The organism is Luteolibacter ambystomatis (assembly GCF_018137965.1).
Taxonomy (GTDB): domain Bacteria; phylum Verrucomicrobiota; class Verrucomicrobiia; order Verrucomicrobiales; family Akkermansiaceae; genus Luteolibacter; species Luteolibacter ambystomatis.
On sequence record NZ_CP073100.1, the window covers coordinates 3,771,125 to 3,796,631 of the forward strand.

22 protein-coding genes are annotated in these 25,507 nt (G+C 62.8%); 10 read left to right on the forward strand and 12 right to left on the reverse strand.

Features of this window, described 5'->3' with window-relative positions:
* Positions 1-179 precede the first annotated feature (179 nt).
* From sucC to sucD, 3 genes are read left to right on the forward strand one after another with little or no spacing between them, the layout of a single operon-like run.
* A complete protein-coding gene (gene sucC, locus KBB96_RS14410) occupies positions 180-1,361 on the forward strand; it encodes an ADP-forming succinate--CoA ligase subunit beta (protein ID WP_211630145.1) in 1,182 nt (393 codons plus the stop codon).
* A 21-nt stretch (positions 1,362-1,382) separates the two neighbouring features.
* Entirely contained in the window at positions 1,383-1,784 is a 402-nt protein-coding gene (locus KBB96_RS14415) for a VOC family protein (RefSeq protein WP_211630146.1), read from the forward strand.
* A gap of 29 nt (positions 1,785-1,813) precedes the next feature.
* Positions 1,814-2,710 carry a succinate--CoA ligase subunit alpha gene (gene sucD / locus KBB96_RS14420; RefSeq protein ID WP_211630147.1) on the forward strand — a complete coding sequence of 299 codons (897 nt, stop codon included), beginning with the start codon at positions 1,814-1,816 and terminating at the stop codon, positions 2,708-2,710.
* Positions 2,711-2,845: 135 nt separating this feature from the next.
* On the opposite strand, the gene KBB96_RS14425 is transcribed toward sucD, so the two are convergent.
* The 6 genes from KBB96_RS14425 to KBB96_RS14450 all read right to left on the reverse strand — a co-directional run bounded on the left by KBB96_RS14425 (position 2,846) and on the right by KBB96_RS14450 (position 9,171).
* Entirely contained in the window at positions 2,846-3,958 is a 1,113-nt protein-coding gene (locus KBB96_RS14425) for an ABC transporter permease (protein WP_211630148.1), read from the reverse strand.
* Positions 3,959-3,967: 9 nt separating this feature from the next.
* Positions 3,968-5,095 (reverse strand): ABC transporter permease, encoded by a 1,128-nt coding sequence (locus KBB96_RS14430; protein ID WP_211630149.1) that lies wholly within the window; start codon positions 5,093-5,095, stop codon positions 3,968-3,970.
* A complete protein-coding gene (locus KBB96_RS14435) occupies positions 5,092-6,813 on the reverse strand; it encodes an ATP-binding cassette domain-containing protein (RefSeq protein ID WP_211630150.1) in 1,722 nt (573 codons plus the stop codon). Before KBB96_RS14435 ends, KBB96_RS14430 begins: the two co-directional genes overlap by 4 nt.
* Positions 6,813-7,802, reverse strand: a complete 990-nt coding sequence (gene hlyD, locus KBB96_RS14440) for a secretion protein HlyD (RefSeq protein ID WP_211630151.1) — start codon at positions 7,800-7,802, stop codon at positions 6,813-6,815. Before hlyD ends, KBB96_RS14435 begins: the two co-directional genes overlap by 1 nt.
* Positions 7,799-8,491, reverse strand: coding sequence for a CerR family C-terminal domain-containing protein (locus KBB96_RS14445; protein ID WP_211630152.1), 693 nt, complete (start codon positions 8,489-8,491; stop codon positions 7,799-7,801). Before KBB96_RS14445 ends, hlyD begins: the two co-directional genes overlap by 4 nt.
* A 155-nt stretch (positions 8,492-8,646) precedes the next feature.
* Positions 8,647-9,171 carry a DUF1697 domain-containing protein gene (locus KBB96_RS14450; RefSeq protein WP_211630153.1) on the reverse strand — a complete coding sequence of 175 codons (525 nt, stop codon included), beginning with the start codon at positions 9,169-9,171 and terminating at the stop codon, positions 8,647-8,649.
* A 99-nt stretch (positions 9,172-9,270) separates the two neighbouring features.
* On the opposite strand from KBB96_RS14450, the gene KBB96_RS14455 reads away from it, so the two are divergent.
* Positions 9,271-10,455, forward strand: a complete 1,185-nt coding sequence (locus KBB96_RS14455; protein ID WP_211630154.1) for a cysteine desulfurase family protein — start codon at positions 9,271-9,273, stop codon at positions 10,453-10,455.
* Positions 10,456-10,461: 6 nt separating this feature from the next.
* Here the strand turns inward: KBB96_RS14455 and KBB96_RS14460 are convergent, their stop codons facing one another.
* Positions 10,462-12,204 (reverse strand): serine/threonine-protein kinase, encoded by a 1,743-nt coding sequence (locus tag KBB96_RS14460; RefSeq protein WP_211630155.1) that lies wholly within the window; start codon positions 12,202-12,204, stop codon positions 10,462-10,464.
* Between the two features lie 144 nt (positions 12,205-12,348).
* Entirely contained in the window at positions 12,349-14,085 is a 1,737-nt protein-coding gene (locus tag KBB96_RS14465; protein ID WP_211630156.1) for a hypothetical protein, read from the reverse strand.
* Positions 14,086-14,169: 84 nt separating this feature from the next.
* Here KBB96_RS14465 and KBB96_RS14470 point away from each other — a divergent pair, with 84 nt between their 5' ends.
* Both KBB96_RS14470 and KBB96_RS14475 read left to right on the forward strand, forming a co-directional pair.
* Positions 14,170-16,086, forward strand: a complete 1,917-nt coding sequence (locus KBB96_RS14470) for a RecQ family ATP-dependent DNA helicase (RefSeq protein WP_226373548.1) — start codon at positions 14,170-14,172, stop codon at positions 16,084-16,086.
* 13 nt (positions 16,087-16,099) lie between these two features.
* Complete coding sequence (locus tag KBB96_RS14475; protein WP_211630157.1) at positions 16,100-17,260, forward strand: ATP-grasp domain-containing protein; 1,161 nt, start codon at positions 16,100-16,102, stop codon at positions 17,258-17,260.
* Between the two features lie 6 nt (positions 17,261-17,266).
* Here KBB96_RS14475 and KBB96_RS14480 read toward each other — a convergent pair whose 3' ends face one another.
* Positions 17,267-17,575 (reverse strand): EF-hand domain-containing protein, encoded by a 309-nt coding sequence (locus KBB96_RS14480; protein WP_211630158.1) that lies wholly within the window; start codon positions 17,573-17,575, stop codon positions 17,267-17,269.
* 66 nt (positions 17,576-17,641) lie between these two features.
* On the opposite strand from KBB96_RS14480, the gene KBB96_RS14485 reads away from it, so the two are divergent.
* Positions 17,642-18,085 carry a 23S rRNA (pseudouridine(1915)-N(3))-methyltransferase RlmH gene (locus tag KBB96_RS14485; RefSeq protein WP_211630159.1) on the forward strand — a complete coding sequence of 148 codons (444 nt, stop codon included), beginning with the start codon at positions 17,642-17,644 and terminating at the stop codon, positions 18,083-18,085.
* Between the two features lie 7 nt (positions 18,086-18,092).
* Here the strand turns inward: KBB96_RS14485 and KBB96_RS14490 are convergent, their stop codons facing one another.
* The 3 genes from KBB96_RS14490 to KBB96_RS14500 form a co-directional block, all read right to left on the reverse strand.
* Positions 18,093-18,284, reverse strand: a complete 192-nt coding sequence (locus KBB96_RS14490; RefSeq protein WP_211630160.1) for a hypothetical protein — start codon at positions 18,282-18,284, stop codon at positions 18,093-18,095.
* Between the two features lie 71 nt (positions 18,285-18,355).
* Positions 18,356-19,162, reverse strand: a complete 807-nt coding sequence (locus KBB96_RS14495; RefSeq protein ID WP_211630161.1) for a hypothetical protein — start codon at positions 19,160-19,162, stop codon at positions 18,356-18,358.
* A gap of 38 nt (positions 19,163-19,200) precedes the next feature.
* Entirely contained in the window at positions 19,201-19,977 is a 777-nt protein-coding gene (locus KBB96_RS14500) for a hypothetical protein (RefSeq protein ID WP_211630162.1), read from the reverse strand.
* A gap of 142 nt (positions 19,978-20,119) precedes the next feature.
* Between KBB96_RS14500 and KBB96_RS14505 the strand changes: the two genes are divergently transcribed.
* The 3 genes from KBB96_RS14505 (at position 20,120) to KBB96_RS14515 (ending at position 25,449) form a co-directional block, all read left to right on the forward strand.
* On the forward strand, positions 20,120-21,865 hold the full coding sequence (locus KBB96_RS14505; protein WP_211630163.1) for an ABC transporter ATP-binding protein: 1,746 nt from the start codon (positions 20,120-20,122) through the stop codon (positions 21,863-21,865).
* A gap of 63 nt (positions 21,866-21,928) precedes the next feature.
* Positions 21,929-23,830, forward strand: a complete 1,902-nt coding sequence (locus KBB96_RS14510; RefSeq protein ID WP_211630164.1) for a hypothetical protein — start codon at positions 21,929-21,931, stop codon at positions 23,828-23,830.
* A complete protein-coding gene (locus KBB96_RS14515; RefSeq protein ID WP_211630165.1) occupies positions 23,827-25,449 on the forward strand; it encodes a hypothetical protein in 1,623 nt (540 codons plus the stop codon). Before KBB96_RS14510 ends, KBB96_RS14515 begins: the two co-directional genes overlap by 4 nt.
* The last annotated feature ends 58 nt before the right edge of the window (positions 25,450-25,507 follow it).

Below are 25,507 nucleotides of genomic sequence, written 5' to 3' on the forward strand. Positions count from 1 at the left end.
GCATTTTTCACATGATTTTCATGAAAGGGAGCTGCCGGAAACCTCATCTCCTCGTCTGAGACGGACTTTGTCAGTTTCTACGGATCTCCGGACTATTCCCGACAAGCGCCCTTTTCCGGGGTCCCTTTTCCTTGACCCGTCGGGCTGGTCCCCTAGCGTCGCGCCGATTCCCGAAAGCCATGAACATCCACGAGTACCAGGCGAAAGAACTTTTCGACCGTTTCCAGGTTCCCAGCCCCAAGGGCCGGGTGGCATCCACTCCCGAAGAAGCGGCGGCCGCCGCCCGGGAATTCGCAGGCGCCCAGCTTGTCATCAAGGCCCAGGTGCATGCCGGTGGCCGCGGCAAGGGCCATTTCAAGAATGGCTTCAAGGGTGGCGTCCACCTCATCGAGTCGCCGGAGCAGGCCGCCGAGTTCGCGGAGAAGATGCTCAATGAAACGCTCGTGACCGTGCAGACCGGCGAGGCCGGCCGCGTGGTCCGCAAGGTGATGGTGGCCGAGGCCGTGGACATCACCCACGAATACTACCTCGCGATCCTCATGGACCGCGCCACCTCCCGCCCGGTCATCGTGGTCTCCACCGAAGGTGGCATGAGCATCGAGGACGTGGCCCACAATACCCCGGAGAAGATCGTCCGCCAGTTCATCCACCCGGTGCTCGGTCTCCAGCCCTACGAAACGCGCAAGCTGACCGCCGCGCTCGGCCTGACCGGTGACAATGCCAAGCAGTTCGCGAAGCTCCTTTCCAATCTCTACAAGCTCTTCATCTCCTGCGACTGTGCGATGGTGGAGATCAACCCGCTGGTCACCACCCCGGATGGCCGCGTGCTGGCCCTCGATGCCAAGTTCGGCTTCGACGACAACGCGCTCTACCGCCACCCGGACATCGTCGCCATGCGCGACAAGGAAGAGGAAGACCCGCGCGAGGTCGCCGCTTCCGAGTATGAGCTCAACTACATCGGCCTCGATGGCAACATCGCCTGCCTCGTGAACGGCGCGGGCCTCGCGATGGCCACCATGGACATCATCAAGCACTACGGCGGCGAACCGGCCAACTTCCTCGACGTGGGTGGCGGCGCTTCCAAAGAGCAGGTCACCGCGGCCTTCAAGATCATCCTGGCCGACCCGAACGTGAAGGGCATTCTGATCAACATCTTCGGCGGCATCATGGACTGCAACGTCATCGCCGAGGGCGTGATCGCCGCGGCGAAAGAAACCGGCCTTCCCATCCCGCTCGTTGTCCGCCTCGAAGGCAACAACGTCGAGAAGGGCAAGGAAACCCTCGCCGCCAGCGGCCTGAACATCGTCTCCGCCGATACCATGGCGGATGGTGCGCAGAAGATCGTCGCCGCGGTCAGCTGAAATCGAACCTTCCGGCAAGCCATGAGCGGAATCGGAATCAAGGAAGCGGCCTTCACCGGCTACCCGGCCACGGATATGTCCGCAGCCCGGAAGTTCTACGGTGAAATCCTCGGACTGCCGGAAGGCATGGTCTTTGAACACGAGGGCGTCGTCGGCTGGGTGGAGTATTCCATCACGGGCGGCCATACCCTCGCGATCACCCAGGCCAATGACCAATGGCAGCCCAGCCCGAACGGCGGCGGCCTCTGCTTCGAAGTGGAGGACCTCGATGCCGCCGTGGCGAACCTGGACCAGCAGGGCGTGACCATCGTCCTCCCGGTCCAGGAATTCCCCGTCTGCCGCCTCGCCCTGATCGCCGATCCCTCCGGGAACACCATCGCGCTTCATCAGAAGAAGCCGAATCATCCCGAGTGCTCCTGCTGAACCACTGAATCCTTCAACCCACTTTTCCCATGTCCATTCTCGTTGACGAAAACACCAAGCTCCTTGTCCAGGGGATCACCGGCAGCTTCGGCGCGCGCCACGCGTCGCTCTCGCTCGCCTACGGCACCAAGCTCGTGGCCGGCGTGACGCCGGGCAAGGGCGGCCAGAAGTTCGAGGACGTCGTGCCGATCTTCGACACCGTCTCGCAGGCCGTGAATGAAACCGGCGCGACCGCGTCCGCCATCTTCGTGCCGCCGCCATTCGCCGCCGATGCCATCCTCGAAGCCGCCGACGCCGGCGTGGAACTCATCGTCTGTATCACCGAAGGCATTCCGGTGATGGACATGATGCGCGTGAAGGACGCCCTGCGTGGCTCCAAGTCCCGCCTCATCGGCCCGAACTGCCCCGGTCTCGTGACCCCGGGCCGTGGCGAGAAATCGCACGGCGGCTGCCGCATCGGCATCGCTCCGGGCTACATCCACAAGCGCGGCAATGTGGGCGTGGTTTCCCGCTCCGGCACCCTCACCTATGAGGCCGTATGGCAGCTCACGCAGCTCGGCTACGGCCAGAGCACCTGCGTCGGCATCGGTGGTGACCCGATCAACGGCACCAACCACCTCGACGTGCTCGAGATGTTCAACAACGACCCGGAAACCGAAGCCATCATCATGATCGGCGAAATCGGTGGCTCGGCCGAAGTCGACGCCGCCCGCTGGGCCAAGGAGAACTGCAAAAAGCCGATCGCCGGTTTCATCGCCGGTGCCACCGCACCTCCGGGACGCCGCATGGGCCACGCCGGTGCGATCGTCGGCGGTGAGGAAGACACCGCGCAGGCCAAGAAGCGCATCCTCGCCGAGTGCGGCATCGCCGTCGCCGAGACCCCGAGCGACATGGCGAAGACCCTGCTCGAGCGCTGGGGCAAGTAAGCCTCCGCTTCAGATCATCATCACGAAAAAGCCGGTGGGGAAACCCACCGGCTTTTTCTTTGGCTGCCATTCGCTGTAGTCGGAGCGCGGACTTCAGTCCGCGCTCCGACTACAGCAAACAACTCCTTTCCAGGATCACGCCGACTTCCGCCGGAACATGATTGCAGCGAGGGTCATCGTGCCGAAGCCGATGATGATCAGCGGCAGGATCAGCGACCACACGCGCTCCACAGACGCGTCCTTCAGGAACACGCCCTTCACGATTTCCACGAAGTGGCGCACCGGGTTCGGCCAGGTGGCGATCTGGAGCCAGTGCGGCATGTTCTCCACTGGTGCGGCAAAGCCCGAGAGCATCATCGCCGGCATCATGAAGGAGAACGCTCCGAGGAAGGCCTGCTGCTGCGTGCTGCACAGCGAGGAGATGAACAGGCCGACGCCCACTAGAGACAACGCGTAGAAAAACATCCCCACATAAAGAAGCAACAGGCTGCCACGGAACGGCACGTGATACGCGAATACCGCAGCACAGAGGATGATGGTCGCTTGGAAGAACGCCACGATCATCGCGGGCACGGCTTTCCCGATCATGATCATCTCCGGGGTGAGCGGTGATACGAGCAACTGGTCGAAGGTGCCCTGTTCGCGTTCTCGCGCGACCGAGAGCGCGGTTAGCACCAGCGCGCCGATGGTGGTGATGACGGCCACCAGATTCGGCAGCGTGAAGTTCCGGTAGACCAGGTTCTCGTTGAACCAATAACGACTCACCACTTCGGACGGTTGAACCTGTCCGGTTGCAGCCATTCGATCCTTAGTGAAGCCCTCCACGATGCCTTGCAAGTAACCGAAAGCGATCTGCGCGCTATTCGAGCGACGTCCGTCCAGCAATACTTGGACCTGTGGCCCCTTACCCGCCGCAAGATCACGCGAGAAATCCTCCGGGATGCTCACGGCGAGCAAGGCTTCACGGGTCTCGATCTCCTCCGTCATCTGTTGCTGGCTGGTGACAGGGATCACATTCGTGAAGGCGGTGGATTTCGCGAACCGCTGCACCAGCTCCGTCGCGGGAACACCGGAGTCGCGGTTGTAGATCGCGATCGAGGCGTTCGTCACATCCAGGGTAGCGGCGAAAGGGAACAGCAGCGTTTGGAGCAACACCGGCATCAGCAGCAGGGCGCGGCTCGAGGGATTCCCAAGGATCGATTGGAGTTCCTTGAGCACAAGGGCATGGATGCGGTGGAAGAAGTTCATGGCCGTAGTTCACTCCATGCGACGCCGGGTCAGTCTCGCGGTCAGCCCGATAAAGAAGATCGAGGAAAGGATCAGCATCCCGATGTCCGGCAACAGCAGGCTCCAGCGCGTGCCCGCCTGGAACAGGGTCTGAATGGATGACACGAAGTAACGCGCGGGAATGAGATGCGTCACGCCGCGCAGGAACACCGGCATGCTGGCGATCTCGTAGATAAAGCCGGAGAGCATCATCGCCGGGAGGAACGCAGCATTCAGCGCGGCTTGCGCGGCATTGAACTGGTTGCGCGTGCCGGTCGAAATTGCGAGACCAATGCCCAGCACACTCAGCAGGAAAAACGAGCCGACCACGAACAAGGCCAGCAGCGATCCACGGAACGGCACGTGCAGCACCCATCGCGAAGCCGCCACGCACAACAGCAGCGAAACCATGCCGAGCACGTAGTAGGGAATGATCTTGCTCAGCAGCAGCTCCGTGCGTGTCACCGGGGAAGCGAGCAACGCCTCCATCGTGCCGCGCTCCCATTCACGCGCCACCACCAGCGAGGTCAGCAGCGCGCCGATCACCGTCATGATGACCGTGATCGATCCCGGGATGAGAAAGTTCCGGCTCTCCGCGGAAGGATTGAACCAATAGCGCGGCTCCAGGCTGACCTGCTCGGGCACCTCCCGTCCATGATCCGCGGCGTTCTGCCGCAGCCACGTCTGCCACACGCCGCTCACGATGGAGGTGACGAACTGCGCCGTGTTCGGCTCCGAGCCATCCGCCACCACCTGCACCGGCGCGGTGTCCGAACGGCTCTGAAGGCGGCGCGAAAAATCCTGCGGGATCACCACGAAACCGCGGATCCGGGAATCCGTCATGTCCCGGCTCATGGCATCACGCGACCGGTAGTGCCGCACATCGAGCGAAGGCGAGGCCATCATCGCGGAATCGAAGCCACTGGCCTCCACACCGGTCGCCTCATTCAGTACCCCGATGCGCAGCTTCGGCACATCAAGGTTGATGCCATAGCCGAAGATGAAAAGCATGACGACCGGCAACACGAAGGCGATGAGATTACTACTGGGATCGCGGAAGATCTGGAGCGTTTCCTTCCAGCACAGCGCACGCAGACGTCGGAACGAGAGCACGTTCATGTCTCCTCCTTTCCGGTGACGAGGCGGATGAAGGCATCCTCCATCGAGGGATCGGGATCATCCTCGCTGGCCACACTGGCTTTCAATTCATCCGGCGTGCCATTGGCGATGAGCTGGCCGCGGAATACGAGTCCGATGCGATCGCAATACTCCGCCTCATCCATGAAGTGGGTGGTGACCATGACCGTCACGCCGCGCTCCACCAGCCCGTTGATGTGGGTCCAGAACTCGCGGCGCGTCACCGGATCGACGCCCGAAGTCGGTTCATCGAGAAACAGGATATCCGGCTCATGCATCACCGAGCACGCCAGTGCGAGACGCTGCTTGTAGCCGAGCGAGAGCGATTCCGTGCGGGCATTGAGGAACGGTTTCAGGTGGAAGATCTCCACCATGTCCGCAATACGCTCCTGCTGCTGCTTTCCGGAAAGCCCGTAGATGCCGGAGAAGAAGGCAAGGTTCTGCGCGACGGTGATGCTGCCATAGAGCGAGAACTTCTGCGCCATGTAACCGAGCTTCTGCCGCGCCTTGCCCGCACTGTGACGCAGATCCAAGCCGACGACTTTCGCCGTGCCGTTGGTCGGCACCAACAGGCCGCACATCATTTTGAAGGTGGTCGATTTGCCCGCACCGTTCGGACCGAGAAGACCGTAAATCTCTCCACGTTCGACCTGGAATGTGACATCATTGGTGGCTTTGAAATCGCCGAACTGCTTGGTGAGGTTCGCCGCCTCGATGACCGTGCTGCCATCGCGCGGAATCTCCCGCGTGTGCTTGGCCAGAATCGATTCGCCCTCCGGACCTCCACCGAGCAGGTCGATGAAGGCATCCTCGAAGCGCGGTTTCACCGGTGCCCATTCCGCTTCCGAGCCCGCGCCAATTTCCCGGGGATCGAATGGTTGTGATCCCTTTTGGAAAGTCAGACGCAAATTGTGCCCTTGGATCGTGCCATCCGTGACCTCCGGTCGGGATAGGGCTTTGGTGAGCAGACGGCGCTTGCCTTCATGGAGATTCTTCAGATGGAAGCAGCGGCCCGCCAGCGGTTCCGCGATTTCACGCGGTGTGCCGCTGAAGAGCATCTTCCCTTCGTTCAACACCAGCGTGGTTCCGCACAGTTCCGCCTCGTCCAGATACGCCGTGCTCCATACCACCGCGATGCCCTGGTTCACGAGGTCCTCAACCATGCTCCACAGTTCCTTGCGGGAAATCGGATCGACACCCACACCGGGTTCATCGAGCAACAGCAGATCCGGCTTGCCCAACAACGCGCAGGCCAGACCGAGTTTCTGCTTCATGCCGCCGGAGAGTTTGCCCGCGAAGCGTTTGGTGAAACGCTTCAGGTCGGTGAAGGTCAACAGGCGCTCGAACGCCTCCTCGCGTTCCGCTCCGATCACATTGCGCAGATCCGCCTGCAGCGTGAGATTCTCGATCACCGTGAGATCCTCATAGAGACCGAACTTCTGTGGCATGTAGCCGACACGGCCACGGATCTCCGCCGCGTCTTCGATCGGATCGCAGCCGAGCGTCCTCACACTGCCCGCCTTGGGTTCGAGCAATCCGGCGATCAGGCGCAGCAAGGTGGTCTTGCCCGCGCCATCCGGACCCGCGAGGCCGGTGATCACACCGGTACGGATCTCACCGGAGACAGCATCCAATGCGGGAGCCGCCATGCCGGGAAAGGTTTTCACCAATCCCTCGAAGCTGACCACGACCTCGGACATTACTTCTCCGGAATATTGGACAGACGGAGCGTCACCGGCATGCCTTGGCGCAACGAGCCATCCGAATCCTCCACCACCACCCGCATGCGATAGACCAGCGAGGTGCGGAGTTCCTTCGTCTCCACCGATTTCGGCGTGAACTCAGCCGATGGCGCGACGAAACCAACCGTACCTTTATAAGCATGGTCCGGCTTGCCATCCGTGAAGAGTTCCACCTTCGTGCCGGGCGGGAACTTGCCAAGATCCGGCTCCGAAACATAAGCGCGGACCCACACCGGCTTTTCCAACGATAGCGAGAGCACGGTGGCTCCTGCCTGGACGATCGCGCCGGACTCCACCGCACGGGTGATGAGCACGGCGTCGGAAGGCGATTTCAGCACCGTATCAGCCAGTTGGATTTGCGCGGTGCCAACCGTTGCCTTGGCCTGATCAACGGCGGCATTGGCGGCATCGATCTCCTCCTGCCGGTATCCGGCTTCCAGTTGGTTCAGATTCGCCTCGGCAAGACGGACGCGTTGGATGGCCTCGTTGCGGGCCGCCTCGGCGTTCTCATAGTCCTGCTTGGAAACGCTGCTTTGTTTCACCAGATCGGCCTGGCGTCTGTAAGCACGCTCGGCGTTGTCCGCGGCCACCCGGTTCTGGGCGAGGGTCGCACGCGCCTGCTCGATTTCCTCGGGACGGTAACCGGCTTTCTTCAAGCGTGCCTGCGCTTCCGCGGAAGCAAGCGCGGCCTTCGCCTGTTCCAAAGCGCGCTGATAGGGTTCCTGGTCGATGCGGGCGAGAATGTCCCCGGCCTTCACCACATCGCCCTCGTCCTTGAGGACTTCGACGACCCGGCCGCTGACGCGGAATCCAAGATCGACTCCGCGGATGTCCACATTCCCGTGCAGTTGCAGCGGTTCGTGTGCGGGCTTGATACGATCAAAGTAGTACCAAAGGCCGCCGCCGATCGCGGCGAGCAGCAGGATCACAGGGATGATCTTTTTCATGACAAGGGACTCGGGAAAGGACCGGGACCGCAGAGCCGGTCGAGGTGTTGTTCGATGATGGCGGCGATGGTGGAAACGTGCTGCGGCTCGAAATGATCGATCTCCAAACGGCGCAGGATGGTCGAACGGCAGATGGTGAAGACCAGCACCTGCCCGAAGATCGCGTGGGCGCGGAGGATCACGTTCGTGGATTCCGGTTCCTCACCGGTCGCCACCGCCAGCAGGCGGCAGAAAGTCTGGTGCAGCGGCTTGAGGCTGTTCTGGTAAAGGATGTCGAAGGATTCGCTGGGTGCCGCCTGCTCGCGCATCATCACCAAGCGGATCTTGTCGAACTCGGAGGCACCGAGTTGCTTGCCCAGCAGCAGCCCGAGGACCTGCTTCAGTACCGCAACCGCCCCGGCGGGATTGAGGGCGCCTTCTTCGAGCTTCCTACGGCTCTCTTCGGCCAGCGGGCCGATCAGCGAGCGCAGGAACGCGCCAATCCCGTCCAGCACCTCCGCGTACAGCTTCTCCTTGCTACCGAAGTAGTAGGAGATCGCCGCCAGATTCTGCCCCGCCGCGTCCGCGATCTCGCGGACGGAGGCATTCTCGTAGCCCTTTTCCCCGATCTTCTCCAAGGCGGAGAGCAATAGCCGCCGTCGGGCCTGCTCACCCTTGCCGGGCGGGTGTGGAAACAGTTCCGCTTGCATCGTGAAATCACGAATTAAACGATCGTCCAAAAAAGTCAAACGAATGTATAATTCCACGCAGCGGCGGTGCTATTCGAGGCGGTCCCTCAGAGGATGTGCCGAAACCTTCTTCGTCCCGTTGGGACGAAGGAGCTTCAACCGGGTTTCGGTACCCCTTAGGGCTGGATGGCTGCCAACTGGCGCACGGTCTTGATGTTCCGGAAGGTGGCTGGCCGCTTCAGCAACTTTTCCAACACAGCATTGGAGAACTTCGAATCGCTGCTGCGGATCGAGCAGTGCCAGTAGAGATCACTGCCTTCGATGTGGAAGCTGTCGATATCGGTCTTCAGCGCCATCACCTTCTCCACCGCCGCCTTGTCGAAAGGCTCCGCGGTGAACCCCACATGCGTGGTGCCACCCTCCGTATCCGGAAAGGGATTGGTTTTCGCGACTTCCGCCAATTCCGGGACCGAGCGGATGAAGGTGTCCACGCGATAGCCTAGCTCCTTTTGCAGCAGCGCCTCGATACGCCGCTCCAAGCCCTCCGGCTTCGCCTTCGAATCAAACAGCACATTGCCGCTGGCGATGAAGGTCGCGACATTCTTGAAGCCATCCGCCTCGAAGATTTTCTTCAAGGCATCCATCTTCACGGTACGGCCACCCACATTGATGGCGCGGAGAAGGGCAACGAGGCGAGGCATGGCGGATTCCCACCGCTAGCAGAACCTACCCTTTCCGGGAAGAACCGGATGGTGCCGAACGAGGCTGGAAATGCGCGCTCCCGGCCGTAAGCTCCCCGTGTGATCTATCTCGACGCCAACGCGACGACCCCCCTGCTGCCGGAGGTGCTGGAGGCCATGATGCCGTGGCTGACGGGCGGCTTCCACAATCCGAACGCCTCCTACCGCGGGGCGAAGGCCGCGCGTCAGGCGATCGATACCGCGCGCGAACAGGTGGCGGCATTGATCGGCGCACAGCCCGATGAGATCGTCTTCACCAGTGGCGGCACCGAGAGCACCAACACCGCGCTCAAATGGCTGGCCCGTCTGGTCGGCCGGAAATCGGGCCGCGCGATCACCAGCGCGATCGAGCACAGCGCCGTGCTGAAACCGTGCGAAACCTTCGAGGAAGTCGGTTACCGGCTGGACCGCATCGGCGTGAACAGCCTCGGCCGACTCGATCTCGATGCGCTGCGTGCTGCCTGTGCCTCGGCAAAGGACGGTGGCGGCTTCGCCTCGATCATGTGGGCGAACAATGAAACCGGCGTGATCCAACCACTCGCGGAAGCCTGCGCCATCGCCAAGGAACACGGCCTCGCCTTTCACACCGATGCCATCCAGGCCGTCGGCAAGATCCCGGTGGATGTCCGGGAGACGCCCGTCGATTTCCTCTCCCTCAGTGCGCACAAGTTCCACGGGCCGAAGGGAGTCGGCGCGCTCTACGTGCGCAGCGGCTGCCGTTTCGAACCACTGCTGCGCGGTGGTGGCCAGGAATCCGGCCGCCGCAGCGGCACCGAAAATACGGCGGGTATCGTAGGCTTTGGGAAAGCGGCTGAACTCGCAAAACAACTTCTGGATTCCGGCGATCAGTCGATCCGCACAATGCGCGATGCCTTCGAGGCGAAACTGTTGGAGACCATCACCGGCTGTGAGATCAACGGCGATCCGGATCATCGTCTGCCGGGCACCAGCCATGTGTCCTTCGAGCGCTGCGAGGCCGCTGGCTTGCTGATCCTGCTCGATGACATGGGCATCGCCTGCTCGGCCGGCTCAGCCTGCATGACCGGCAAACAGCAGCCATCCCACGTGCAGAAGGCGATGGGCTTCAATGATGCCAAGGCGAAGAGCAGTCTGCGCCTCGGCTTCTCCCGGCTCAATACCCTCGAGGAGGCGATGCAGGCAGCCGAAGCCGTACTCAAGGCGGTCGAAAAACTCCGCCGTGTGCAGGGCTCGGGTGTAGGACCGGTGACGGTTTACACCCCCTGACGTTCCTCAATCGTTCGCGTCGGTCTTGATCCCCAGCAGCAAGCCGCGGACTTCATCGCTGACACCTCCGTTGAGGGCTTGTTCCACCTGACCACGGAGCCCCGCGCGGTTCGTACTGCGGCGGGCCACGTCGCTGGCGACCTTCGCGGCACTCTGGCGCACCTGCGGAGACCGGGCTCCAGCCACGGCTTCGAGCAACGATTGGAAATCATCGTCATTGGCAACACCCCGGATCGCGTCGAGCGCTTCCGTCGCGGAACTCGCTTCATCCGTGGCCTTCGCGTACTGGATGAGGATCGGAACGCCATCGCGCTTGTTGCGGTACCTCACCACATCACGGAAGAACAACTGGCGGACGTCCTTGTCCAGCGATGTCGTGGTGATGAACTCCGCGATCTTCAAATCCACGTTGGTGGCATCCGTGGCCTTCGCCAGACGGATGGCGCGCATCGTGGGGGTGTACTGCTCCAGCTTGCGCGGAATCTTCAGCGATTCCAACAACGACTTGAGCTGGCTGGCACTGACCGGCAGCTCCTTCGCCAGAGGATCGGCGGCGGTATCGATCAAGGACTGCAGGGCCTGGGCCTTCTTCGCCGCCGCTCCCTTCTGCATCACGATCCAGCCGACGACCAGCGCGGCAATCGTCAGGATCACGGAAATCGCGATCTTGGCGTTGGTGCTCATCGGCTTCTTCGGAGGACGAGGCGCGGGAGCCGCCGCAGGGCGCGTATGAACCTGGGAGGTCGCCACCGCAATGGTGGGGACATGGGAGGTGGTATGAACGCTGGGTCGCGAACCATCCGGCGGCTGCAAGGACTGCGGCGCGGACTGGGTGGTCACCGAGGTCTGTACCGGGCCGGTGGCCAGACCCGGACGGCGGGTGGGCGGAGGCGCCGCAGCCCGGGCCGGCATGGTGACATTCGCGCCATCATTGCGGAGGAAAACCTGGAGCGCCTCGCGGGCATCCGAGGGACGATCGGAGGGCTGGCGGTTGATGTGCCACATCACCCAGTCCCGCACCCACTGCGGCAGGTCCGGACGGACCTCACCGATGGGCTTCACCAGATGGCTCAGATGGGAACCCATCACCTGTGGGCCGGTTTCGCCATCGAAGGGATACTTGCCAGTCAGGGCGAAGTAATAGACGCAGCCCATGGCGTAGAGGTCGGTGCGGCCATCGACGAGGCCGCGCTCGAACTGCTCGGGTGCCATGAAGAAAATCGAACCGTAAACCGCATCCTGCTGGTCGAGCGTTTGCTTCGACGGCTTCGGCGTGAACTTGGCCAGACCGAAGTCCACGATCTTCACCTGGAACTTGCCGGACGGCAGCCAAGTGAGCATCAGATTGCCCGGCTTGATGTCACGGTGGACGATGTGCAGGTCCTGCGCGGCGATCAGGGCCTCCTGGGTCTGGACCGCCACCTCGCGGAAATCGCTGAAGGTCAGGGGAGCCTTCTCCACCAGCTCGTCCAAGGACTTGCCGGTGAGCATCTCCATCACCACATAGGGGCCATCCTCATCGGCTCCCACGTCATAGACGGTGACGATGTGCGGATGCTGCAACGCGGCAAGCGCCCCGGCTTCCTTGGTGAGCTGTTTTGTGGCTTCGTCCTGATGCTCGGCATCACCCCCTTCGGGAATGATGCGCTTGATCGCCACCTCGCGGTTCATACGCTGGTCGAACGCGCGGTACACCGCACCGATCCCACCTTGGCCGATTTTTCCGCGTATTTCGTAACGTTCGTCCATGTGAACCTAACCGTATCCAAACCTTGTCCGTTTGCAGGGGGCGGAGGCAACCATGAAAAGCGTTCCAACCCGAACAGGTGGTATCACTTTGTCGTTTGGATGGACGGGAAATCAAGGCGGCTGTTTGATTTCCACGCGCAATTTTCAAGGTGCCTGCGTATAAAACCGGCGCATTCCCATGCGGATCAGGGGGTCGGCGAGACTCGCCTGATCCACCACATCCTGTCCGGACGGACGCTTCCAGGCATGATAGGCGGCCAAGGTTTCGAAAGACGCATTCAGAGAACACTGCATTGGATTGTAGCGAACCCCGTCAATCGACACCGTTTCCGGCAATCCGCGCGGGAACAGGAGGCCTGCTTTTTCAAACGCGCCGATCACCTGCTCCAAGCGGGCCGGATCACTCATGCAGGCCATCACCGGATAGTGCGGGTGGATCCAGGTCAGGTCGGGCAAATCGCAACCGTTCGCCGCGTAAGCGGCACCCGGCATGCCGCCTTCTCCAGCGGAGAGGCCCCACAACCCCAGCTTGGAGGCAGGGCACTCGGGCTTCCTCTTGGTGAAATACCCGGCCTGGTCATTCGCCAGCCTGCGGCGTGTCTCAGGCCACGAGATGCCACTGAGACGATCCGCTTCCGGACGATCGAAATCAGGATGAAACAGGCTCTGGATCTCCGCGATGAAGCCCACGCCACGATAGATCTTCCCATTGGTGGCCAGCTTGCCCTGCGCCTTGTCACCACGAGCCATGCCTTCCAGCAACACGGTCAGCGCCTGCTCACCACCCCATCCGCGATAGGCTCCACTCAATACCTGGCCGGTGGATGACGAGTAGCCGTGATGAGGGAAGCCCTTCTCATCGATCATTCCGGACCAATCGATCGAGCGGATGCGCTGCCTCACCGCCTCCGCGGTGTCGTTCAGTTCCAATACGTCGGCGGCAAGCAACAGACCCTGCAAGGTGAGCGCGGTATCGACGGAACTGTATTCGGTCTTTTCGGAACGCTCCACCCGCCCGTCCGGCTCGCGATTGGCGAAGTGGGGCAGGAAGCCATGGGATTGATTGATGGCAAGCAGCGTGCGGGCAGTGACCCGCACCTCATCCGCAGCCTGCTTCGGATCGATCAGGCCTTGCTTCGCCGCGATGGCGGTCGCGAGCGCATTCATGCCGGAGCCGGGAAGCGCGAGGAAGCGCCCCTTGCCCGTGTGAGCGCGGGCCGCGGTCAGGCCGCTCTGCGGATCAAGGCAGCGCCGGAGTTTGCCAAGGGAGATCCGGAACAGCCAGTCGGCGGGCTCGATGTCCGGCTTTTCCGCCTCAAAGCCCATGCGTCGCAGCGTAATCTCCGTTTCGGGAGGCACTGTGAAGGAGAGGAACTTGGCCTTCGCCGCGAGCTTGGCGTCGAATGGCAACCGTAGCCTTGTGCTCTCGGTGGAGTCCACGGTCAGTTCTCCGCTCCACAATGGCACACGCTTCACATCCCCGATCTGGACGCGGAGCTTGCCCTTGCCTTTCACGTCCACCGCCACGGCGGTCACCGGCACCCGGCTCGCAGGCAGCCCGCCGATTCCCAGCAGATCTCCGGCGTCAAAAGTGCGATCACTCTCGCCCGCAGGACCGGCAAGCGAAGCCCACAGCCCTTCCGCGGAACTCCCTTTGGCAATCACCAGCGCCCCGTCCTTGGCGGTGATCCGCGCAGGCCTCGCCGGAGTGAATCCGATCTCGCCGCCGAAATTCGACGGCTGCCCGTAGCTGCTGAAGAACAATGCCCCGTCCGGACGGGTGCCCGGGACGGTAATGGCAGGGTCCACGACCGGCTGCCAGACCGTCACGGCTCCAGCGCAGGCGGTGGCCAGAAGGCTGGGAAAAAGAAAACGAAACATGGTTCATTTTACGGCGGAACCACCCCTTGCTGTCGAGCATCCACCTGCTTGATTCCCACATCGGCACCGCCTTCACTCGGGCCCGTGCCCCCTGATGCCGTCCTCGATACCCTGCGTGCCCGTTTCGGTTTCAACTCGATGCGGGCAGGTCAGGAGCAGGTCGTGCGGACCCTGATCGACGGGCGTTCCGCGCTGGCCGTTTTCCCCACCGGCGGCGGCAAGTCCCTCTGCTACCAACTCCCGGCCTTGTTGCTGGATGGGCTCACGCTGGTGATTTCACCGCTCATCGCGCTGATGAAGGATCAGGTGGATGCACTGGTAGCGAAGGGCATCCCGGCGGCACGGCTGGATTCCACCCAGGGACAGCAGGAGGCCTTCGAGGTATTCGACCGGCTCCGCGACGGTTCGTTGAAGCTCCTCTACGTGGCTCCGGAACGTCTGGCCAACGAAGGCTTCCGCAACCGCCTCGGCAAGCTCCGCATCGCCTTGGTCGCCATTGATGAAGCTCATTGTATTTCCGAGTGGGGCCACAATTTCCGACCCGACTACCTGAAGCTCGCGCGGCTCTGCCAGGACCTCCACATCCCGCGCGTGCTGGCCCTGACCGCCACCGCGACTCCGGCGGTCGCGGCGGACATCCGCGCCGCCTTCGACATCGCAAAGAGCGATCACGTGCAACTCAGTTTCCACCGGCCGAACCTCGACCTGCGGGTCACCCCCGCGCAGACGGCGGAACGGAAGCCGCTGCTGCTGGAGCGGCTGCGGTCCACGCCGGGTCCGGCGATCGTCTATGTGACGCGGCAGGAAACCGCCGAGGAGGTCGCCACCTTCCTCCAGAGGAACGGCCTCGCCGCGCAAGCCTATCACGCGGGCATGCCGGATGAATTCCGGGCCGCGGCGCAGGAATCGTTCATGACCGGAACCACCTCCGTCATCGTCGCCACCATCGCCTTCGGCATGGGCATCGACAAGGCGGACATCCGCCGCGTGTATCACTACAACCTGCCGAAGAGCCTGGAGAACTACTCGCAGGAGATCGGCCGCGCGGGACGTGATGGCCGGCTTTCCATCTGCGAGTGGCTGGCATGTGGTGACGACCTGCCGGTGCTGGAAAACTTCATCTATGGCGACACTCCCACGCCCCAGGCGATCCGCCATCTCATCGACCGCGTGCTACGGCTGGGCACGAACTTCGACGTGTCCCAATACGATCTCTCTTCATCGTGCGACATCCGGCCACTGGTCGTGTCCACCGTACTGACCTATCTGGAGCTCGAGGGCGTGATCGAAGCCACCGGCTCTTTCTACAGCGGCTATGCCGCCAACCTGCTGCGCGATTTCAAGCGCGTGCTCGCTGGCTACGATGAACGCCGTAGAGACTTTCTCACCCGCCTGTTCGCCGCAGGAACGAAGGGCCGCGTGTGGACGAACTTCGACATCGACAGCGTGGCTGCAAAGATCGGCGAGCCGCGCGAACGTATCGTCAGCGCGCTGGTCCATCTGGAGGAAGCCGGCGATCTCGCACTGAAGAAAACCGGCATCCGCCAAGGCTACCGGCTGCTGCGGGATCCCGGTGACCTGCACGCGCTGGCAGAACGCCTCAACACGCGCTTCCAACATCGCGAGCAATCCGATCTCGAGCGGCTCCGGCAGGTGGTGGCACTGGCGGAAACACCCGGGTGCCTGACGGGCGCGCTCACCGCCCACTTTGGCGAAACCTTGGAAGGCCCCTGCGGCCACTGTGATCGCTGCCGCAACATCCCCGTCGCCTCCATCCCCCGCAGTGCTCCCCGCCAGCCAGGCGACGAGGAATGGTCGATGATCCGTGACCTGGGCCGCGAACGCCACGCCGCCCTCGGCACCACCCGCCAGCTCGCGCGCTTTCTCTGCGGCTTGACCAGCCCGGCCACGATACGCGAAAAGCTTACCCGGCATGATGCCTTCGGGCTGCTTGCCGATCTCCCCTTCTCGGAAGTCCTCGCCATCGCCGAGGCACAATAAGCCCTCCCCCTCCATGTCTTCCGTCCTCGTCACCGGGGCGCGGGCCTTTGCCGCGCTCGACTGGGTCCGTCGCTTCGGCCGGGCCGGCCATCGCGTGACCGCCTGCGACTCCTTCCAGCATCCGCTGTGCCGCAGTTCGCGGTATCTTTCCCACTACACCGAAGTGCCGCCATCGCGACAATCGCCGGTGGAACACGCTCTGGCGGTACGGGATGCGGCCCTCGCATGTGAGGCCGAATGGATCATCCCAACCTGCGAGGAGATCTTCGCCCTCGCACGCTACCGCCGCTTGTTCGATGGCGTTTCCAAGCTTCTGGCACCGTCGTTCGAAAGCCTCGGCCTGCTCCATCACAAGGGCCACTTCGCCACCTGGGTGGATTCGCTGCCCGCATTGTCAATCCGCGCGCCCGAAACCCGTGAACTGCGGTCGCGGGAAGATGTGGCTGCCTTCCTCGCATCCGAAGGCGATCCGCGGGATTGGGTGTTGAAGCCCGCCTTTTCGCGCTTCGCCTCCGAGGTCTTGATACGGCCGTCCGCCGGACAGGCGGGGAGTATCACTCCCACGGCGGAACATCCGTGGCTGGCACAACGCTTCGTCCCGGGCCGGCCGCTTTGCACGTTCACACTCGCGATCGAGGGCAGGATCACCGCGCATTCCACCTATGAGCCGCGGCATCGCTCCGGCCAAGGGGCGGGATTTTTCTTCGAGCCGGTCGAAGCTCCGGAGCTTTTCGAATTCTGCTCGCGCCTTGTGGGTCACCTGAATTTCACCGGCCAGATTTGCTTCGACTTCATCGCCGGTCCCGAAGGCCCCCGGGTGATCGAGTGCAATCCGCGCACGACCAGCGGCATACACCTGCTGGCTCCGGAAGATCCCCTACCCTTTCTCAATGCCGGATGCGGGCGGTTGTGGCCGGTCGATCCCACGCCGCGCATGATCACCTTCGCCATGGTCACGGAACCGGGAAGGAGCCTGAACCGCTGGACCGATCTGATGCGCGGCAGGGATGTGGTGAAGCCTCCCGATGACCGGCTGACCCACGTGGCAGGCTGGCAGATGTTCAAGGAACTGCGCCAGCGCGAGAAGATGCTCGGCCCGGGGGCTGACATGAAAGCCGCCTCGACCTTCGATCTGGAATGGAATGGCGAACCGCTGCCGGAGCTCCCGGCATGAACCGGCTCAACGGTCCGAAAACTCGCGGCGCATGCCACCCTGGGCCTCGCTGAAGGAAATCGCGCCGTCCTTGTTGGCATCGAACTCGGCGAACCCCTTGTCGATCTCCGCATTGCTGATGCCGTGGACATCACTTTCACGCAGACCCTGGCGGACCTCCTTCTTGGTCAGCTTGCCATCCCCGTTGTAGTCGAAGCGGTCGAACTTCTCCAGGAAGGCGAACATCTTTTTCTCGCGATGATTCTCGGGAACGATGTTGTCCGGTGTACCGCAGGAGGCCACCAACAAGGGCAGGAGCAGGAAGGCGTATCGCATCTAACCACACCATCGCGAATCCGCGCTCGAAAGCAACGCCGGGATTCCGCATGCTGGCGGCCCCGCATGCGCCTGCTCATCCTCGCCGCCGGAAAGCCCGCCCTCGCCTACGCGAAGGACGGCATCGCCGAATACCTGAAGCGCCTCGGCCGCTACAGCCAGGTCTCGCTGGAACTGGTCAAGGCGGGGAGCTCCGCCGAGGTTTCGCAGCGCCTGCTGGAAAAATCCGAAGGCATGTTCCGGGTCGCGATGGATGAGCGCGGCGAGCGCCTCACCACTGCGGAACTGGCGAAACGCTTCGAGGCTCTGGAGCATCGTGGCGACGTGAAATGCGTAGCCTTCCTCATCGGAGCTTCGGACGGACACACGCCGGAACTACGGCGCGCCTCGGACATGGTGCTGTCCCTGTCCTCGCTCACGCTCCAGCATGAACTCGCGCTGGTGGTTCTGCTGGAGCAACTGTACCGGCTGGCCTCGATGAAGGCGGGCTCGCCCTATCACCGGGAATAGGCCGTGATCAGCGGCGCTGCTGGAGCTGCGGCATCATGCCGAAAGCTCCCATGCCCTGGCCGGACTGGGGGACATTCCACGGCATCTTGCTGGCGGAGGATGGCGGCGGCACCGGCTTTCTCTCCGGCTCTTTCTTCACGCAAGAGGAGGAAAGGAGTCCCGTGAGGGCGGCGGCGACGACGATCGAAAGCGAACGCATGGGCCGAACATAAAACAACCTCCGCAGGCTGCAAGCCCGCGGAGGTTGGAAGAATAAGGAAACCGTGGAGTTCAGTTCGAAACCGGCTCGGCCAGGATGACCTTGTCGCCTGGCTGGAGACGGACACCCTCGACGAGGCTGTCAAAGTCGATGTCCGCGAGCGTCTGGTTCGGCTCGATGGAAGTCGGCTGAATCTTGCCGATGCGGCGGCCGTCACGCTCGACCAGAAGCTTCGTCTGTGGGGTGAAGCCGGTGTTGGAGCCGGCGCCAACCATCACAAAGCCCCACTCCTGATTGACCGCGGTGATCACGGACTCCATGGAGTTCTGGCGGATGCGGGCATCGCGCTTTACCTTCACTTCGGCCAGGCGGGCGTTTTCGTCCTTCTGGCTGTCACGCTTCTTGGTGGCACCATCGATCAGGGTGGCGAGTTCGTCGCGCTTCTTCTCAAGATCGAGCTTCTTGTTCTCAAGCTCCTTCACCTTGTCGGCGAGGTTCTCAAGGTTCACACCGCCCAGATCCTTGAGGGCGGCATTGAGCTCTTCGATGGCCTTGTTGGCAGCAGCGAATTCAGCCTTCTGCTCTTCAAGAAGGGCATCCTGCGCGGCGAGGTCCCGCTTCAGGCCGGAGGCCGCGGACTTGAGCTGGCTGACGGACTGTTCGCCGGCGGTGCGGTCATCCACCGCCTTCGCGAGGACGCCCTGCTCTTTCTTGAGATTGCTCTCGGTGCCGTCCGCATCCGCAGTCACGGACTTGTTCTCGTCGTTTGCCGCCAGACGCAGCTCCTGCTGCTTCTTGAAATTATCGGACAGCTTCATCGAGAAGAAGATGGCACCGCCGGTCGCCAGAATGACGAGAGTGTGGAAAAGGGGTTTCATGAAATCCGGATCGTGGGTTTCGGGATTGTTTCTTGGGCTTATTTGTCGGCGGTGTCGGCTTGGACCAAATCACCGACCATCAGCACGGTGTCAGTCTTGAGCGATTCCGGAACGATGCTGGCGGAAGACGTTCCGGCTTCCGTCGCGGTGACCTGCAGCTTGGCGATGGTCTCACCATCGCGAACGACCTTCAGGTTCGAGTTGGCGACCACTCCGCCGGTGTTGCCGGAGGCAAGTGTCACGAAGCCCCAGTTCGGGTAGATGGCACTGATGCGGGTTTTCAGAGCCGGATCGGATTTCTTGGCGGGATAACGCTCGCCGATCGCGCGGAGGTTGGCGATCACCTTGTCGAGGCGGCCGGATTCGGCAGTCAGGTTCGCAAGCGTCGCGTTGGAGGTATTGATCGTCTGGGTGAGCTCCTCGATCTGGGCGGTGGTCGCCTTCATCTTGGGTCCGAGGGTCTGCAGGTCTCCGGCGCTCTCGAGCTTCTCCTTGAGCGCGGTGAGCTTGGCCTTGTTGGCTTCGACCTCGGCGGTCTTCGCTTCGACGTCGGCCTTGATCTTGTTGTTCGCCTCGGTGAGGGAGGCTTTCTCCGTGTTCAGGCGGGCCACTTCCGCTTCGGTCTCCTTGCGCTTCGCGGTGGTGGCGGCAAGGTCGTCCTGCGCCTTCTTCAGGCGCACCTTGCTCTTGTCGAGCCGCTGCTCCGCGGTCTGACGTTCATGAATTTCCGCGTCATATTTCTCCTTGTTCTTGAAGCCGACGAATGCCGACGCCGCCAGAACAAGGAAGGTAAGAATGCCGAATGTTTTGGCCATTGGGTTTGGGATTTAAACGTTGGGTTTCCTCGTGTGAGCGGACATTAGGAAGGTCTGTTTTGCTGCGGCAATCCCAAAGTTCACGGGATTTGCCGCTTGCCTTTACAAAGCATCCACACGACGCGACGGTTCGCCGCCCGCCATGCGCTCGATCCCACGTGTTTTTTCGTACCTCCGGCACTACCCGGGCCTTGCCTCCGCCCAGCTCTTTTGCGCGGTGGGAATGACGCTGGCGGTGTTCGTGTTCCCGAACGCGACCCGGCACGTGATCGACCACATCCTGCCGGATCCCGCCCGTCACGGGGAATTCCCGTTGTGGATCGGCCTCGCCGCTTTTGGCTTCCTGATCAAGGACTTGCTGAACTCGCTGCGGATTTTCATCAACAACACCTTCGAGCAAAAGGTGATCTACGACATCCGCTCCGACCTCTATTCGAAGATCCAGCGGCTGCCGCTGCGGTGGTTCGATACCCGGCGCACCGGTGACATTATGACCCGCGTGGTGGAGGATGTGACGAACATGGAGCGTGTCCTGATCGACGGGGTCGAGCAGGGACTCGTCGCCGCCCTGCAAGTGCTGGGGGTGGGGGCATTTCTTTTTTACCTCAATCCGGTGGTGGCGACCTGGGCGACCCTGCCGGTGCCCCTGCTCGCGATCGGGGCGTGGATCTATTCCACCAAGGGCCGGGATCGCTACCGGAACCAGCGCGACGCCTCGTCCGATCTGAATGCGATCCTCCACGACAACATCTCCGGCATTCGCCAGATCAAGGCTTACGCCGCGGAAACGGAAGAACTGGGCCGCTTCAACCGGTTCTCCGATCTGTTGCGCCAAGCCACCCTGCGGATGATGAAATGGTGGGCGATCTACTCGCCGCTGATGTCCTACGTCCGGATGATGGGCTATGTGCTGGTTCTGGCTTTCGGCGGCCATGCGGTGATGCAGGGAAAACTCACCATGGGTGACTTCACCGGGTTCTTCCTGTCACTGTCCCTCTTCTACGAGCCGATCGACCGCCTCAACGGCCTCAACCAGATGATTCTCTCCGGGCGCTCCGCCGCCGACCGGGTGTTCGAAATTCTGGACTCGGAGGAGGAGCCGAACGCCACTGAAGGGAAAACACTCCCTTCTCCGGTCACCGGCGCAGTGCGTTTCGCGAATGTCTCATTCTCCTATCAGGAACAACCGACGCTGCACGACGTCTCGCTGGAGGCCCTGCCCGGCCAGACCATCGCGCTGGTGGGAGCCACCGGCGCGGGCAAAACCACCGTGCTCTCGCTGCTCGCCCGGTTCTATGAAGCGACCTCCGGCACGATCACCTTGGACGGTCACGACATTTCCGCGCTATCCAAGGAAAGCCTGCGTGACCACCTCGCCTACGTGACCCAGGAGGCCTTCCTCTTCAATGGCACCGTCCGCGAGAATCTCCAGCTCTCCAAACGCGATGCCACCGACGACGAACTGTGGACCGCTCTCGAAGCCGCCCATGCCGACCCCTTCGTCCGCGAACTCCCACAGTTGCTCGACACCAACGTGGGCGAGCGCGGGGTGAAGCTCTCCGGTGGCGAAAAGCAACGCCTGTCCATCGCCCGCGCCCTGCTCAAGAATGCGCCGATCCTGCTGCTGGACGAGGCCACCGCCTCCGTGGACAGCCAGACGGAGCGGTTGATCCAGGACGCGCTGGACCGGCTGATGGAGAACCGGACCGCCTTCGTCATCGCCCACCGCCTTTCCACCATCCGCAATGCCGACCGCATCTATGTGTTGGAGCACGGCCACGTGATCGAGCAGGGCACGCATGAGGAATTGTTGGCCCACGACGGGAAATACGCCGAATTGTGCCGGAAATCGTTTCTCGGCCAGGACGAGCAGGACGTTTCGAAGTGACAGTCCGCTTACAAAAGGCGATGGTTTCTCCCAATGTGGGAAAAGGCATTCCGACCCTCGCATTTGCTCTGGCTGACCGTGCCGCTGGCCATCTGGTGGGGTGCCAGGGTGCCAGCTCCCGGCATCTCCGGCAGTCGTGGTAGCGAGGCGCCTCCGGCACCAGTCCGGCCGCTGCCAACCTCGGAAGCATTCGCAGCAATCGAACGTGGACTGGAGACCGCCGATGCCGTCGGCTTGGCCGCACGGCTGCAAGCCTCCTTGAAGCTCCCTCCGGGCATGGAGCGGGACCACGCATGGGAATTGATCTGCGCGCGCTGGGCGGAGGTCGATCCCAGAGGCGGACTCGCGTTTCTATCCAAGGCCAAGGAGCCCTACGACCCCACTCTCCGGGTCTTGTTGCTGAAGGAGTGGGCGCTGGCAGATCTCGACGCCGCATGGACGTATCTGGCAAACCACCCCACGCCCGAGGGCGAGGCGGACGTACAGTGGGTTGCAGACGCGCTGCTGTTGGAGGACCCCGCCCTTTTCGTGCAATGGGTCTGGCGGGCTCCGGAGCAAATCAGCGGGGCTGACGCGGGGAACCCGGCTTGGCTGGCGGTGGCACGGACCAAACCGGAGGAGCTCCAGGCGATCGCGATCAAGATTCTGGCATCGTCTCCCGGCTCGTCCACCTCCTCGCCAAAATGGAATCAAACCACCGCGACCTTGTTCACCCTGCTGGGAACCGCCCGCGCCGAGCGGGATTCTCAGGCGGTATTCACCTGGGCGGACACCCTGCCGGACCCCTATCGTGCCCAAGCCCTGAAAGGCGCGCTCGTCACCTTGGCGCGGAGTTCACCCGCCGCCGCGCTCGAACGCCTCGATGCCCTCTGCAAGGGCAAGTCCAACGAATGGCTGCGGACCGCCTTCCACTCCTTCGGCGATCACGACAATGTGAACGGGATTTCCGTGCTGACGGCTCTGGGCCGGGATGATCCGCGGGTGGTGGCGGGTCTCGCCCGGAAGTATCCCGCCTTGGAATCGTCCTCAGCGCTGGTGGAGGTCTTCGGAAGCGCATTGGGCACCGGAAAGATCAGCGCCCTTGAGGCCTACCGGTCCCTCACCGCGGTAGATTCGGATTCCGGCACGATCACGCTCAACGTCCTGCCACGGATCTGGGAAAGCCTTCCGCCCGAGCAGTTTGGCAAAACCGCTGCCGTACTCGCCAAGGAAGCCGAGTCGGAAGCCCGCGCCGAGGCGATGGGAGGCCTGCTCCAGGCATGGGCCAAAACCTCACCCGATCTGGCGTTGAAGTTCGCGGGCAGCCTCGAGGATCAGGATCTCCGTCTCGCGTTCTATCAGAAGCTGATTGGCACACCCTGGGGCACGTTCTCCCCTGCCAACCTCGCGTCCGTGCCCGGGCGGGACCGTGCGGCGGTGATCGCCGCCTCGCTGGAAGATCCCAAGCAATGGGGGCTGTCCGACGATCACTTCACGATGCGTCCGCGAATTGAAGATCTGGGTCCGGAGGTGGCGGCGCTTCCGCCTTCACCCGAAGCGACCGATGCCGCGCAGCGGTTGATGGCTATTTGGAGCCAGACGGATCCGAACGCCGCGCTCGCTTGGGCCAATCATTTCAAGGATCCCGCCATGCGGGCCACCTGCACGGCGGATGCCATCCAAGGGTGGGCCCGCCAGGACTCCAACGGCGCGGCCCTCTGGCTCGATACCCAGCCGCCCGGTCAGGTCCGGGACGCTGCGACCTTGCCACTGGTCAGGCAGTTGAAGGAGTCCGAGCCGGATGTCGCCTGGGAATGGGCGGGAGCGATCTCCAATGAAACCCTGCGAAGCCAGGCCCGGCGCGAAGCCTTCGCCGCGTGGGCCACCACTGATCCGGATGCCGCTGCCGCCGCTCTGGACTCCGCCATCAACCTGTCGGAAGCGGATCTGGTCGCACTCCGCCAAACCCTCCTCCCATCGCCATGAAACGCAGGAACGGCTTTTTGAAAACCGTGGCCCTGCCGCTGCTGGTCGCGGCTCTGGCTTACGAAGGCACCCGCCTCATTGTCCGCTGGACGAGCCCGACCCCTGCGGAAACCGGCTCACCCGACCTACCGCGGTCCACCCGGCCACCGGATGCCGGGGAGATTCTGCGGACTGCGAAAAACGATCTCCACGGATTGGCCCGGCGGCGGGCGATGGTGGAGCTGGCGTCCACTCCTTCACTCGGCGCGCTCGAACGCCTCCGCTCGTCCGGGAGGGCCAACTGGCAATTGCCCGATCCGGTCGTTCAAGCCTGTGCCGCACGCGATCCCGAAGCGACCTGGCGTTTCCTCATCGGCGGAGGTGATGCCGCAATCACCTCCCACGCCCAGATCGTGCTGACCGAGTGGTTGAAAAAAGACCCCGAGGCTTTCACCGGCATCCTGCGGGTCACGTCCGGTTTCAGTGATCGGCGGTCGATCGCGGAAGCCGCGATGAGATTTCTGGAAGGGACCGATGACACCTTGGCGGCAGCGGCGATGAAGCATTTTGAGATACTGGTATCGATCGATCCCGATCTTGCCAATTCCCTCACCAGCACCGGTCCGGAACGAGACCGCTTCCTGTCCCGACTCCTCGCCCTCAAGCCCTCGAACGCCCGGGACCGCATCTGGGCCGGAATCGCGGATCGATGGCTGGCCAAGGACTGGCTCGCGGCCACCACTTGGGCGGAATCGCTGCCCGCGGAGTCCCGTCGGCAAATCGAAGCCCGTTTCACGGAAACCGCCTTCGCCTCCAAGAATCCGGACGATGGGCCGCTGGTGATGTGGGCGGTGAAGTGGCTGTCACGGAAGGCCTCCTCCGGGGATGTGTCCCGGCTGGGCCCGTTGTATGTGAAAGCGCTGGCCCAGACCCAGCCGGACGAAGCTCTCGAATGGGCGGGCAGCCATCTTTCCGGATATCCCCTGGCGCAGGCCATGGGATCAATCGCAGCCACCCGGTTCGCCACCGACCCGGATGGAGCGAGGGAAATGGTCGCCAACCTTGCCGCCGGAGGCACCCAACAAACCGCCACGGCCGCCATCGCCATGGCTTGGGCGAGAACCGATCCGGTGGGCGCGGTTTCCTGGTGGCTGGAGTTTCCCCACGACAGCAATGGCCCGACGGAGTTCACCCGTCTCCGAAGCCAGTTGACGAAAGCACAGCTCGAGGAGTTCAGCGCCTACGCCCTCGAACCCGAAACCCCGGCCCTGCCTTCGATCCTCGCCTCGCTGGCGGTCAACTATGAAAACCCGGTATCCACCGTGGATCAGGTGGAGCCCGCCACCGGAGCGAACCGGGAACGCATCCTCACCTCCGCCGTCAGCTATTGGGCCACTCAGGATCCGGCCGCCGCAGCCGCGAGGCTCACGGAGAGTCCGGATCTGCTGAATACCACCCGGGCAAAGCGGATCACCGACCAATGGTACCAGTCCGACCGGGCAGCCACGGTGGCATGGGCGGCCGGCCTGCCGGACGAAGAGATCCGCGGCAGCCTCGAAGCCTCGCTCCGTGAAAAGATTTCGCAGGATCCGGTCCTCAATCCGAAACAGAAGCGCGCGCTGATCGACAAGTTGCAGTAACCCGGGCCACCGCCGGGTTTTCGTGGACAAAGCATGCGTTGCATGGCGTTTGTGGAGC